General features: G+C 72.8%; 15 protein-coding genes. 7 read left to right on the forward strand and 8 right to left on the reverse strand.

The window, feature by feature from the left end:
• Window positions 1-412: 412 nt before the first annotated feature.
• Window positions 413-1,204: a hypothetical protein gene (locus AMETH_RS17780; protein WP_017982471.1), complete on the forward strand. Its 792-nt coding sequence runs from the start codon at window positions 413-415 to the stop codon at window positions 1,202-1,204.
• Window positions 1,205-1,235: 31 nt separating this feature from the next.
• Complete coding sequence (locus tag AMETH_RS17785; protein ID WP_017982472.1) at window positions 1,236-2,018, forward strand: flagellar basal body-associated FliL family protein; 783 nt, start codon at window positions 1,236-1,238, stop codon at window positions 2,016-2,018.
• A gap of 9 nt (window positions 2,019-2,027) precedes the next feature.
• Here the strand turns inward: AMETH_RS17785 and AMETH_RS17790 are convergent, their stop codons facing one another.
• Both AMETH_RS17790 and AMETH_RS17795 read right to left on the reverse strand, forming a co-directional pair.
• Window positions 2,028-2,852, reverse strand: a complete 825-nt coding sequence (locus AMETH_RS17790; protein WP_017982473.1) for a tRNA (adenine-N1)-methyltransferase — start codon at window positions 2,850-2,852, stop codon at window positions 2,028-2,030.
• Window positions 2,853-2,910: 58 nt separating this feature from the next.
• The gene (locus tag AMETH_RS17795; RefSeq protein WP_085929363.1) at window positions 2,911-4,068 is read right to left on the reverse strand and encodes a site-2 protease family protein; all 1,158 of its coding nucleotides are present in this window, start codon (window positions 4,066-4,068) and stop codon (window positions 2,911-2,913) included.
• 96 nt (window positions 4,069-4,164) lie between these two features.
• On the opposite strand from AMETH_RS17795, the gene AMETH_RS17800 reads away from it, so the two are divergent.
• From AMETH_RS17800 to AMETH_RS17815, 4 genes are all read left to right on the forward strand, one after another.
• A complete protein-coding gene (locus AMETH_RS17800) occupies window positions 4,165-5,031 on the forward strand; it encodes a RecB family exonuclease (RefSeq protein WP_017982475.1) in 867 nt (288 codons plus the stop codon).
• Window position 5,032: 1 nt separating this feature from the next.
• Window positions 5,033-5,812 (forward strand): thioesterase family protein, encoded by a 780-nt coding sequence (locus AMETH_RS17805; RefSeq protein ID WP_017982476.1) that lies wholly within the window; start codon window positions 5,033-5,035, stop codon window positions 5,810-5,812.
• 77 nt (window positions 5,813-5,889) lie between these two features.
• Window positions 5,890-6,819 carry a ParA family protein gene (locus AMETH_RS17810; protein ID WP_017982477.1) on the forward strand — a complete coding sequence of 310 codons (930 nt, stop codon included), beginning with the start codon at window positions 5,890-5,892 and terminating at the stop codon, window positions 6,817-6,819.
• 123 nt (window positions 6,820-6,942) lie between these two features.
• Window positions 6,943-7,422, forward strand: a complete 480-nt coding sequence (locus tag AMETH_RS17815; protein WP_017982478.1) for a phosphotransferase family protein — start codon at window positions 6,943-6,945, stop codon at window positions 7,420-7,422.
• Window positions 7,423-7,625: 203 nt separating this feature from the next.
• Here the strand turns inward: AMETH_RS17815 and AMETH_RS17820 are convergent, their stop codons facing one another.
• The gene (locus tag AMETH_RS17820; protein WP_017982479.1) at window positions 7,626-8,837 is read right to left on the reverse strand and encodes an RNA polymerase sigma factor; all 1,212 of its coding nucleotides are present in this window, start codon (window positions 8,835-8,837) and stop codon (window positions 7,626-7,628) included.
• A complete protein-coding gene (locus tag AMETH_RS17825) occupies window positions 8,834-9,205 on the reverse strand; it encodes a YciI family protein (RefSeq protein ID WP_017982480.1) in 372 nt (123 codons plus the stop codon). The genes AMETH_RS17820 and AMETH_RS17825 overlap by 4 nt, the downstream gene beginning before the upstream one ends.
• Window positions 9,206-9,298: 93 nt before the next feature.
• On the opposite strand from AMETH_RS17825, the gene AMETH_RS17830 reads away from it, so the two are divergent.
• Window positions 9,299-9,733, forward strand: a complete 435-nt coding sequence (locus AMETH_RS17830; RefSeq protein ID WP_017982481.1) for a YybH family protein — start codon at window positions 9,299-9,301, stop codon at window positions 9,731-9,733.
• On the opposite strand, the gene AMETH_RS17835 is transcribed toward AMETH_RS17830, so the two are convergent.
• The 4 genes from AMETH_RS17835 to AMETH_RS17850 all read right to left on the reverse strand — a co-directional run bounded on the left by AMETH_RS17835 (window position 9,730) and on the right by AMETH_RS17850 (window position 12,533).
• The gene (locus AMETH_RS17835) at window positions 9,730-10,668 is read right to left on the reverse strand and encodes an AEC family transporter (RefSeq protein WP_017982482.1); all 939 of its coding nucleotides are present in this window, start codon (window positions 10,666-10,668) and stop codon (window positions 9,730-9,732) included. The two genes, AMETH_RS17830 and AMETH_RS17835, sit on opposite strands and share 4 nt — an antisense overlap.
• On the reverse strand, window positions 10,665-11,510 hold the full coding sequence (gene hisG / locus AMETH_RS17840; protein WP_017982483.1) for an ATP phosphoribosyltransferase: 846 nt from the start codon (window positions 11,508-11,510) through the stop codon (window positions 10,665-10,667). Before hisG ends, AMETH_RS17835 begins: the two co-directional genes overlap by 4 nt.
• Window positions 11,511-11,540: 30 nt before the next feature.
• A complete protein-coding gene (locus tag AMETH_RS17845) occupies window positions 11,541-11,804 on the reverse strand; it encodes a phosphoribosyl-ATP diphosphatase (protein ID WP_017982484.1) in 264 nt (87 codons plus the stop codon).
• A gap of 66 nt (window positions 11,805-11,870) precedes the next feature.
• Window positions 11,871-12,533, reverse strand: coding sequence for an HAD family hydrolase (locus tag AMETH_RS17850; protein ID WP_026153132.1), 663 nt, complete (start codon window positions 12,531-12,533; stop codon window positions 11,871-11,873).
• Between the last annotated feature and the right edge of the window lie 8 nt (window positions 12,534-12,541).

The raw sequence follows: 12,541 nt of genomic DNA on the forward strand, positions 1-12,541 counted from the left end.
CCGCATTACAGGATCGGCGCGTCGCATCACGAACCCGGACGGAACCGTTTCACAGGCGTCCCGGCGGGCGGTCGGCGAACCGCTCGAAACACTACGGACAGTAGCCACCCGGCCACCAATAGCGGCCATCCGGGCGGTGAGCGATTCACTCATGTCACGACCACCCAACCAAGGCTTTACAGGACGTTCACAGGGCGTCTTCCCCTTCTCCTCCTTCTTCAAACCGGGCGGTTTTCACGTCGCCGCACCGGATCGCGGGCCGCCACGCCCGGTGTCCAAGATCGAGTTGTCCGGTATCGGCGCTACGATCGCTCGCGTTACAGCCCCGGTTCGCGTCCGGGGAGAAACCGGATGCCGCTTCGGCGCGTCGAAGGCAGGCAGACACCCGACGTGAACGAGGAGACGGCCGTCCATGACCTACCCGCCGCACAGCCCGGGCCAGCCCGGCCCCCACGGGGCGCAGGGCCCGCGAGGCCCCTACGGACAGCCGGGCCCGTACGGGCAGCAGCCCGGGCACCCGCAGGGCGGACCGCGGCAGCCCTACCCGCCGCAGGGCGCTCCCCAGCAGCCGCAACAGCCGCCGCACCCGCAGACCCCGGCGCCCGGGTTCCCCGGCGCGACGCAGCAGTTCGGAGCTCCGGGTTTCGGTGCCGGGGGCGGCCAGGGCAGTGAGCCGCCGAAGAAGAAGACCGGGCTGATCGCCGGCATCGCGGCGGCCGTGGTCGTGGTCGCCGGGGTGGCCGTCACGCTGGTGCTCACCCTCGGCGGCGACGACGAGAACAGCGGCACCACCACGGCCGCCGCGGGCTCCTCGTCCGCCGCGAGCCCCACGGCGCGCGCGAACTCCTCGACCGCCACCGCGCCGTCGTCCCGGTCGTCCCGCTCGTCCGCGTCCACCGCCGCCGGCGGTGGCGCCACGGGCGGCGCGGACAGCGTCGCCCAGCAGGTCGTGGACGCCATGAACGCCCGCAGCGCCAGCCGGTACGCCGCGCTGACCTGCGGCGGCGCCACCGACAGCAAGGTGTCCGCGCTGCAGTCCCAGTGGGACGCGGCCACCGAGCTGCACGCCACCATCTCCGGCCCGGCCGAGATCACCGGCGACACCGCCAAGGTGCCGGTCGCGCTGCGTTACAACGGCGACCAGCAGAATGCGAAGATGCCGCTGAAACGACAGGGGTCGAACTGGTGCGTCGACGAGTCCTGAGCCCACCCATCCGAGAAGGGGTAACCCGATCATGACCTACCCGCCGCAACAGCCTGGGCCCTACGGGCAGCAAGACCCCTACGGGCAGCAGGGCCAGCCGCGCCCCTACGGGCAGCAGCCTGGCGGCGGCTACCCCCAGCAGCCCGGGCATCCCCAGGGCGGGCCCCAGCAGCCCGGGTACCCGCAGGGCGGGCAGCCCGGCTACCCGCGGACGCCGCCGCCCGGGTTCCCCGGCGGCACGCAGCAGTCCGGCCAGAACCCCTACGCCGACTCCCACGCGACGCAGCAGTTCCCGGGCGGGCCGGGCGGTGAGCCGCCAAAGAAGAAGACCGGCCTGATCGTCGGCATCGCGATCGCCGCGGTGGTCGTCATCGGCGGCGCGGTCGCCGCGATCCTGCTGCTGAACGGTGGCGACGACAACAACTCCGCCGCCCCCAGCACGAGCGCCGCCCCGCCGGCGAGCTCCAGCGAGAAGGCGCCCAGCAGCTCGCGCACGCCGCCGCCGACCTCAGCGCCGAAGGGCACCGCCGCGCCGGGCGGGAAGTCCACGCCGGAGGAGACCGCGCAGGCGATCGCCACCGCGTACAGCACCGGGGACAAGGCGACCATCCAGTCGATGGTGTGCGCGAGCCGCCCGCAGTCGGTGCCGGACATCCCGTCCGGCATCACCGTCACCGTGACCGGCAGCCCGGACGTCTCCGGCGACACCGCCTACGTCCCGGTGCACGCGGTCGGCCCCGGCGGCACCAACGACTTCGAGCTCGGCCTCGCCAACGAGGGCGGCGTGTGGTGCTACCTGGGCGACCGGACCTGACGGAGGACCTCAGCCGCGGCTCGGCCTGCGCTGCGGCCGCGGCGGGGTCACCCCGTCGGCCAGCCTGCGCGTGGTGAGCAGGAAGGCGGTGTGCCCGACCATCCGGTGTTCCGGGCGCACGGCCAGGCCCACCACGTGCCAGGGCCGCACGAGGGTCTCCCACGACTCGGGCTCGGTCCAGCCCTGCATCTCCCGCAGCGCCTCGGTGACGCGCGACAGCTGGGTCACCGTCGCCACGTAGACGACCAGCACCCCGCCGGGGACGAGGCTGCGGTGGACGGTGTCGAGCACCTCCCACGGCGCCAGCATGTCCAGGATGACCCGGTCGACCTCGCCCTCGTGATTTTTGAGGTCGTCGACCTTGAGCGTCCAGTTCGGCGGCCGCTCGCGGAAGAACCGCTCCACGTTCTTGACCGCGTGCTCGGCGTGGTCCTCGCGCACCTCGTAGGACAGCACGCTGCCCTCCGGGCCCACCGCGCGCAGCAGGGAGCAGGTCAGCGCGCCGGACCCGGCGCCCGCCTCCAGCACCCGCGCGCCCGGGAAGATGTCGCCCCACATCACGATCTGCGCCGCGTCCTTGGGGTAGATCACCTGCGCGCCGCGCGGCATGGACAGCACGTAGTCCGCCAGCCGCGGCCGCAGCGCCAGGTAGGCGGTGCCGCCGCCGGACGTGATCACCGAACCCTCCGGCTTGCCGATCAGGTCGTCGTGCTTCAGCGCGCCGCGGTGGGTGTGGTACTCCTCCCCCTCGGCGAGCACCAGCGTGTAGTTCCGCCCCTTCGGATCGGTCAGACGCACCCTGTCGCCCGGGCGGAACGGCCCGCTCACCTGCACTTGATTGACTCCTCGAAACTCGCGCGATCGCAGCGCTCGATCTTCGCAGACCCGCCGGTCAGCGGACGCGGCGGGCCGACAGCGCCGAGCGCAGGTCCTCCCGGCGCAGCACCCCGGCCGGGCGGCCCTCGTCGTCGACCACGAGGAACTGCCACGCGGCGGTCTCGCGCACCCGCTCGGCGATCTCCTCCCCCGGTTCGGAGGCGAGCAGCACGGTCTCGGCGCGGATCGGCTCCGCGGCGAGCTCCGCCGGGGCCTGCGGCGAGGTCTCGGCGAGCCGCTCGGCGGCGCCCTCGTCGAGCAGGCCGGCCGCGACGCCGTCCGCGCGCACCAGCACCACTCCCCTGCCCGCCGCGGCCGCGAGCGCGTCCGACACCGGGCTCTCCGCGGGCAGCTGCAGCACCGGCCGGGTCAGCTCGGTGACCGCGAGCCCCTCCGGCCAGCCGCGGTTGGCGTCGGCGGCCAGCTCGGACGCGGCGCCGGCGGCGACGAACCACGCGGTGACCACGCAGACACCCAGCCGCAGCCAGCGGTCCTCGCTGCTGGAGACCATGCCGACCGTCGCCCACACCAGCAGCCCGGCCGCGACGATCCCGCCGCCCACCACCGCCGCGCGCGTGCCGCTGGCCCGGCGCCCGGTGACCGCCCACACCCCGGCGCGCAGCATGCGCCCGCCGTCCAGCGGCAGGCCGGGGAGCAGGTTGAACACGCCGACCGCGAGGTTGGCCACGGCGCACTCGGCGACCAGCAGCCACACCGCGCCGTCCGGCGGCACGGCGAACATCAGCAGACCGCAGAACGCCGCGAGCAGCACGGAGACGACCGGTCCCGCGGCAGCAATCAGCCCCTCCTGCCCCGGCCGTCGCGGAGTGCGGGCCACTTCGGACAGACCGCCGAGCAGGAACAGCCGCAGCCGCCGCACCGGGATCCCCATCCGCAGCGCCACCACGCAGTGCCCCAGCTCGTGGGCCAGCACGGACAGGCCGAGCAGCACGGCGAACGCCGCCGCCAGCACCCACGACGTGGCCGCGCTCGCTCCGGGCAGGAGCCGGTCGACCAGCGGCTGGTAGAGCACGACCACCACGAGCGAGCCGACCCACCAGGACGGGGCGAGCAGCACCGGCACGTCCTGGACCCGGAACAGCAGCAGGCCGCCGTCGGCGGTGGTCAGCACCCGCCTCGGCTGGTTTCCTCCGTGCTCGCCGGTCGCGGCCATGCCGGACAGGGTAGAGCGTGCGGTGTCAGACGGCCGTGACCCGCCGTGGCGCGCGGCGTCGCGATCTTGTCGGACCCCTCGTTTAGGGTGCGGGGTATGGCTCAGACGGCGACCACGGATCCCCAGCTCGGCGTGCGCCGCCCCGCGCTGTCCCCCTCGCGGGCCAGCGACTTCAAACAGTGCCCGCTGCTCTACCGCTTCCGGGCGGTCGACCGGCTGCCGGAGGTGCCGACGAAGGCGCAGCTGCGCGGCACGCTCGTGCACTCGGTTTTGGAGCGGCTGTTCGCGCTGCCGAAGACCGACCGCGAACCGGATCGCGCCCGCGAGCTGCTCGCGCCCACCTGGAGCGAACTGTCGGCCGACAACCCGGAGTGGGCCGAGTTGTTCGACGGCGAGGACGTGCAGGGCTGGCTGGAGTCGGCGACCAAGCTGCTGGACAGCTACTTCCAGCTGGAGGACCCGCGCCGGTTCGACCCGGAGGCGTGCGAGCTGCACGTGGAGCTGGAGCTGGAGTCCGGTGTCCGGCTGCGCGGGTACGTCGACCGGCTGGACGTCGCGCCCACCGGCGAGATCCGCGTGGTGGACTACAAGACCGGCGCCGCGCCCCGCGAGATCGGCGAGGCCAAGGCGATGTTCCAGATGAAGTTTTACGCCGTGGTGCTGTGGCGGCTGCGTGGCGTGGTGCCGCGCCAGCTGAAGCTCATGTACCTCACCGACGGCCAGTCGCTCGCCTACGCCCCGGACGAGGCCGAGCTGCGCCGGTTCGAGCGCACGCTGGAGGCGATCTGGCAGGCGATCCTCAAAGCGGGCAAGACCGGCGACTTCCGGCCGAGCCCCAGCCGGCTCTGCGACTGGTGCGCGCACCAGTCGCTGTGCCCGTCGTTCGGCGGCACGCCGCCGGAGTACCCGGGCTGGCCGGAGCCGGACCCGGGTGTGGAAACAGCATTGGATCGAGCGGACTGAGATGACGGAGAACGCTTTCTACCTGCCGCTGGGCGGCGACCGCTACCAGCCGACCGAGCACACGGCCGGGCCGTGGACGCCGGAGGCGCAGCACTTCGGGCCGCCGTCGGCGCTGCTCGCCCGCGCGCTGGAGAACCTGGCCGCCGAGCGGCCGGGGCTGCTGGCGCGGGTCACCGTGGAGATCCTCGGCCCGGCGCCGCTGACCGAGCTGTCGCTGCGGTCCTGGGTGGAGCGTCCCGGCCGGTCGGTCGAGCTGCTCGGCGCTGAGCTGCACGACGGCACGCGGGCAGTCGCGCGGGCCTCGGCGTGGCGGATCGCCGAGGCCGACACCACGGACGTGGCCACCGAGGAGCCGGCGCCACCGTCCCCCGAGGACTGCCGTCCGGCGTCCTGGCCCGACACGTGGGGCCGCGGCGGCTACCTGGGCGCGATGGAGTGGCGCGTCATCGCGGGGTCGCCCGCGGAGCCGGGCCCGGCGTGGGTGTGGGGCAGGCAGCGGGTCGAGCTGGTGGCCGGGGAGAAGCCGACGCCGCTGCAGCGGCTGTTCGCGGTCGCCGACACCGGCAACGGCGCGTCGAACTTCCTGGACCCGGCGAAGTGGTGGTTCATCAACAGCGAGCTGACCGTGCACCTGCGGCGCGCACCGGTCGGCGAGTGGATCGCGCTGGACGCGCGCACGCTGGTCGGCCCGTCCGGGGTAGGCACCGCCACCAGCACGCTGTCCGACGTACGGGGCCAGGTGGGCCACGGCGCACAGGCGCTGATGGTGCGGACACGCTGACGGGCGTGACCGTCCCCCGCGAGCCGCACGAGATCCACTACTCTGCGGCCAGAACCGACTGACCTGGGAGCGCTCGAGTGCAGATCACCTCGGTGGTCAACCAGAAGGGCGGCGTCGGCAAGACGGCGCTGAGCGTCGGGGCCGCCGCGGCGCTGGCCGAACGCGGCCGTCGGGTGCTGCTGATCGACCTCGACCCGCAGGGTCACGCGACCACGGAGATGCTGGGCCTGGAGGAGGTTCCCCCGCAGGCGCCGAGCCTGGCCAAGGCGCTCACCAAGATGTGGAAGGGGCCGGTCGAGGAGCTGATCGTGCCGCACCGGCGCAGCAACATCGGCCCCGGCGGCGCGTTCGACGTGATCCCGACCTCGCCCGGCATGTTCGACCTGGTGCGCAGGCTCGACCAGTTCCGGGTGCCAGGCTGGCAGCTGGCGCGGGTCGTGCAGTTCGCCAACTACGACCACGTCATCATCGACTGCCCGCCCGCCCTGGACGTGCTGACGAACAACGCCCTCGCGGCGACGCACGGCATCCTGGTGCCGGTGCAGCCGGACCGCACCAGCATCCGGGCGCTGCGGCTGCTCAACGACCAGCTGTACTACGTGCAGACCGCGCTGAACCGCCCGCCGATCCCCTATTTCGGGGTGGTGCCGGGCCTGTACCGGCGGCCGATGTCGGGGTACGCGGTGGCGGCGCTGGAGGAGCTCAAGCAGTTTGGGTACCCGCTGCTGGCGCACGTGCCGCTCGGGGTGGTGATGAACGAGGCCGCCGCGCGCGGCATGCCGGTCACGACGTTCGCACCGGAGACCACCCAGGCGTTCGCCTTCCGCGAAATCGCGGCGGTGCTGGACGGGCACCTCGCGCGGCAGCAGCCTTCGGCCCCGATCCCCGCCGAGGACGACTTCGTGTTCGAGGACTTCATCACCCAGGTAGCGCAAACCCGCAACGAGAACGACAACGGCGCGCGGAAGAAGCTGTACGACCTGATGCCCAAACGTCCCCGCGACTAGTGGAGCTGCGGTCGATCGGGCGCCCTGCCGGGTCGTTCCAGCAACCGCTTTCCGCCAGTGAGGTCGTGGCGATGGCCCAGCGCGCGTTCGGGGTGCCGCCGGTGTCCGCGGTGGAGCTCGACAATGGGTCTGTACAACACGACCTACCGGGTGGAGTTGCCCTCGCGGAAGGCGGTTGTCCTGCGGGTGGCGCCGGAACCCCGGCGGCAGTTCCGCATCGAGCGGGAGCTGATGCGCAACGAGCACGTGAGCCTGCCGTTCTTCGCGCCGATCGCCAGCCTGATGCCCCAGACGTTGTTCGCGGACTGGACGCGGGACATCGCCGGGCGGGACTACGTGTTCCAGACCTTCCTCCCCGGGATCCCGGCGCCACAGGGGCTCCGATCGTACCCACGTCCACAGTGGACCAACTTCTACCGCGGTCTCGGTGCGCTGGCACGGACCGTGCACGAGGTGCGCGGCCCCGCGTTCGGCCCGGTCGCCGGCCCGGCGTCCGCCACGTGGAGCGAGGCGGTGCTGGACGAGATCACCGAGCCCAAGCTGCTGCAGGACGCCCCGGGATCCGCCAACATGCTCCTCTCTTCCAGGCCGCGGCGCTGGTGATCAACGGCGTCCTAGACCATGAAACGCCAGCGCCTCGATGACCTCGATAGCGGTGGGAAGAGCCATCCGGGACGCTGGGCCGGCCACAGAACAGGCGTGCATCAAAGCGGCTGCGTATAGGTCGTTATACACATCTCGAGCGGTCAACGAGTGATCGACGGATCGGCTCGGCGAGAAGCTGATCAGTGGAAGGGCGCTCCGGGTCAGGTCCGGCGCGAGGCGCAGCTCCGAGCTCGCACCTCCAGATACCGCCGCTCCGGCGCGCTCAACGTACCCCGCGCGGCGCGGTGGTACGCCTCCGCCGCAGCGGGAAGATCGCCGGCCCGCTCCAGCAGGTGCGCGCGCACCGCGTCCACGCGGTGGTGCCGGGCCAGCGCCGGGTCCTCCGCCGCCACCGCCAGCTCCCGCAGCCCGGCCTCCGGACCGTCCACTTCGGCCACCGCCACGACCCGGTTCAGCGTCACCATCGGACCGGGCGCCACCGCCGCGAGCAGCTCGTACAGCCCGGCGATCTCGCGCCAGTCGGTGTCCTCCGCTCGCGCGGCCTGCCCGTGCACGGCGGCGATCGCGGCCTGCATCTGGTACGGGCCGACCGGCGCGGTCGTCAGCGCCCGCGTCACCAGCGCCGTGCCCTCGTCGATCATCGCCCGGTCCCACCGCGACCGGTCCTGTTCGGCGAGCGGGACCAGCGCACCACCGGGACCGGTGCGGGCGGCGCGGCGCGCGTCGGTCAGGAGCATCAGCGCGAGCAGGCCCGCCACCTCGCCCTCGTCCGGCAGCCGGGCGTGCAGCTGCCGGGCCAGGCGGATCGCCTCGGCGGTCAGGTCCACGCGCTGCAACGACTCCCCCGAACTCGCCGTGTGCCCCTCCGTGAAGACCAGGTACAACACGTTGAGCACGGCGGCCAGGCGCGGCCCGTAGTCCTCCGGCGCGGGCGGCCGGAACCGGGCGCCCGCGGCCTTGATCCGCTGCTTCGCGCGGCTGATGCGTTGCGCGATCGTGGATTCCGGCACCAGGTAGGCCCGCGCGATCTCGGCGGTGGTGAGCCCGCCGACCGCCCGCAGCGCCAGCGCCACCTGCGACGCCGGGGTGAGCGACGGGTGGCAGCACAGCATGAGCAGGGTGAGCGTGTCGTCCACCGCGGGCACCGGCGCCGGGTCCGGTGGCGTCATCAGCGCGACGTTCTCCTCACGGCGGCGGCGCGCGGTCTCCGACCGCCACAGCTCGATCCGCCGCCGGGACGCGGTCGTGATCAGCCAGCCCTTCGGGTTGTCCGGCATGCCCTGGGCCGGCCACTGCGTCGCGGCCGCGAGCAGCGCCTCCTGCACGGCGTCCTCGCACAGGTCGAAGTCGCCGTAGCGGCGCACCAGCGCAGCGAGCACCTGCGGCGCCAGCTCGCGCAGCACCTCGGTCACGGCAGGAAGACGCTCAGGTCCTGCGTCGGACGCACCTCGACCAGGCCGAGCCCCGCCTCCGGGATCCGCGCCGCCCACTCCACGGCCCGCTCCAGGCTCGCGCAGTCCAGCACGTAGAACCCGGCCAGCTGCTCCTTGACCTCGGCGAACGGCCCGTCCCCCGCCACGACCTGCCCGTCGGAGACCAGAACCCGCTTGCCGGTCTCCGGCGGCGCCAGCGACGCCGAGGTCACCAGCTCCCCCGACTCCGCCAGGTCGCGATCCAGCGCCTCGTACGCCTTGAGCCCCTGCCGTTTGTCGTCGTCGGCCAGGCTTTCCCACACCGCCTGCGACGCCGCGTTGCGGTAGATCAGCACCAGGAACTTCATCTGCCCTCCTGGACTCCTCACCCGGGATGTCGAGACCGGGCCCGCGGTCTCGACGTCACCGCTGGAAGCACACACCCTAACCGGAGGACGACGATGACCAGCACGAACGAAATCCACGCGGTGATCGAGGAGCAGGCGGCCGCCATCCGGGCCGGCGACGCGGACGCGGTCGTCGCCCGGTACGCGCCGGAGATCGTCGCGTTCACCCTCGCCCCGCCGCTGGCCCACGGCGCGGCCGAGATGCGCGGCCCGGACAACCTGCGCGGCTGGTTCGCCGGGTTCGACGGCCCGGTCGGCTACGAGGTCCGCGACCTGCGCGCCACCGTCAGCGGCGATCTCGCGTTCGCGCACAGCCTCAACCGCATGTCCGCGCTCCCCGCAGGCCACGACGAGCCGTTCACCCTGTGGTTCCGGTCGACGGTCTGCCTGCGCCGCGACGGCGGTCGCTGGCTGATCGCGCACCAGCACCAGTCCACACCGTTCCACATGGACGGCACCTTCGCCGCCGCCCTGGATCTGGAGCCCTAGAGGAACTCGCCGACCAGCCAGGACACCAGGGACAGCGACCCCATCGACACCAGGGTGGACATGAGCACGCAGTCCCGCACGAACCGGCTGTCCAGGGCGTACTGGCTGGTCGCGATGAAGATGTTCTGCGCGGTGGGCAGTCCCGCGCACACCGTCGCGATCATCAGCGCCGGGTGCGGCACGCTGAGCAGCAGGCCGACGCCGAGGGTGATCGCGGGCTGGGCGAACAGCTTCAGCCCGACCACCGCCGTCATCTCGGCCCGCCGCGTCCCCATCGGGTCCCGCGCGCCGCCGGAGGTGAGCGACATGCCCAGCACCAGCAGCGCGGTGCCCACCCCGGCGGAGGCGAGCAGGTGCAGCGGCTGCGCCACCAGGTGCGGCAGGTGCAGCCCGCCCGCGCGGAACAGCACCCCGGCCAGCGACGCGGCGATCACCGGGGTGCGCACCGGCAGCATCAGCAGCTTTCGCCACCGCGAGCGGCCCGGCTCCCGCGCGTCGGCCTCCAGCAGCGCCAGCAGCGACGGCATCAACACCAGGGTCTGCAGCAGGATCATCACCACGACGAACGCGGAGTCCCCGAACAGCTGCAACAGGACCGGGATGCCCAGGTTGCCGGCGTTGGCGTAGCAGGAGGCCATCCCGCTGACCGCCCACTCCGACAGCTTGCGCCGGAACACCCACTTGCCCAGTGCGAACCCGATCGCCCCCACCACGACGGTGCCGATCAGGAACGCGAGCACGCCCGGGTTCAGCAGGGCGGTCAGCGGGGTGTCCTGCATGGTGGTGAACAGCACCGCGGGCATCGCGACGACGAAGACGTACTTCGTCAGCGCCGCTTCGGCGCCGTCGCCGAGCACGCGGAACCGGCCGAGCAGGTACCCCAGTCCGGTCAGTGCCCAGATCGGCACGAACGCCGGCAGGACACCGCCGGTCAAAGCCGGCAGGAGCGGATGTCGGAGGCGAGCACCGCCTTCGCACCCACCTCGGCCAGCTCGTCCATGATCTGGTTGACCTTCTTGCGCGGCACCATCGCCCGCACCGCGACCCAGTCCGGGTCGGCCAGCCGCGCGACCGTCGGCGACTCGAGGCCCGGGGTGATGGCGACCGCCTTGTCCAGCAGCGTCCGCGGGCAGTCGTAGTCGAGCATCATGTACTGCTGCGCGAACACCACGCCCTGCAACCGGGCGGTCAGCTGCGACTTCGCCTTCTGCGCGTCGCTGCCGGCGCGCTGCACCAGCACCGCCTCGGACACGCAGATCGGGTCGCCGAACGCGACCAGGTTGTGCTGCCGCAGGGTCCGCCCGGAGCCGACCACGTCGGCGATCGCGTCGGCCACGCCGAGCTGGATCGAGATCTCCACCGCGCCGTCGAGCCGGATCACCTCCGCCTCCACGCCCTGCCGGGCGAGGTCGTCACGCACCAGGTTCGGGTAGGAGGTGGCCAGCCGCTTGCCCTGCAGGTCGGCCGGCTTCCAGTCCTGCCCGGCCGGGGCGGCGTAGCGGAAGGTGGAGCCGCCGAAGCCCAGCGCCAGCACCTCCTCGACCGGGGCGCCGGAGTCCAGCGCCAGGTCGCGGCCGGTGATGCCGAGGTCCAGCTCGCCGGAGCCGACGTAGATCGGGATGTCCTTGGGGCGCAGGAAGAAGAACTCGACCTCGTTGTTCGGGTCGAGCACGGTCAGGTCGCGCTGCTCATGCCGCTGGCGGTAACCGGCCTCGCCGAGCATCTCCGACGCCGGCCCGGCCAGCGCTCCCTTGTTCGGCACCGCAACCCGCAGCATGCCCTCACTCCTCAATCGTTCTCGGCCCCGCTACAGGTAGCGGTACACGTCCTCGGTGGTCAGCCCGCGTCCGAGCATCAGCACCTGAACCCGGTACAGCAGCTGGGAGATCTCCTCGGCCAGCCGATCGTCGGACTCGTGCTCGGCGGCGATCCAGACCTCACCGGCCTCCTCGAGCACCTTCTTGCCCTGGGCGTGCACGCCGGCGTCCAGCGCCTCCACGGTGCCCGATCCCTCGGGTCGGTTGCGGGCCCGGTCGGTGAGCTCGGCGAACAGCTCGTCGAAGGTCTTCACGGTCTGTAGATCCTTCCATCCGGCCCGCCACGAGGGCGATCCGGGCCGCCGCTGCTGACGGCGACGTCACACCAGGCCCCGCAGCGTGTCCGCGTCCACCCCGGTCAGCGAGGTGCGGAACACCCGGCGCGGGCCCGCTTCGACGGACACGTCGTTGGGCACGACCAGCACGACGCACCCCGCGGCGGCGGCCGACGCGGCGCCCGGCGGGGAGTCCTCGACGGCCACGCAGCGTGCCGGGTCCGCGCCGAGGAGCCGCGCCGCGCGCAGGTAGGGCTCGGGGTGCGGCTTGTTGAGCCCGTCCACCTCGTCACCGCAGACGGTGACGTCGAAGAACTCCCGCCCGATGGTGTCCAGCGCCAGCTCGGTCAGCGACCGCTCGGTGGAGGTGACCAGCGCCGAGGGCACCCCGGCGCGGCGCACCGCGGTCAGCGCTTCGCGGGCGCCGGGCCGCCACGGCAGCTCGTCGGCGAACAGGTTCGCCGTCCGGTCGCGGATCCACGCGCCGGTCTGCGCGACCGCGGCGGCGGTCGGCTCGTGACCGGTCACCGCCAGCAGGAATCCCGCCGTGGCGTCCATGTTGGACCCGACGAGCGTGAGCCGCTGCTCGGTGGTGAGCGTCCCGCCCAGCCACTCCGCGCACTCGTACAGCGCGACGTCCCACAGCTTCTCCGAGTCGACGAGCGTGCCGTCCATGTCCCAGAGCGCGGCAGCAAGGCCGTCCGTCAAGTGGTTCT

The sequence above is a fragment of the Amycolatopsis methanolica 239 genome (genome assembly GCF_000739085.1).
Taxonomy (GTDB): Bacteria; Actinomycetota; Actinomycetes; order Mycobacteriales; family Pseudonocardiaceae; genus Amycolatopsis_E; species Amycolatopsis_E methanolica.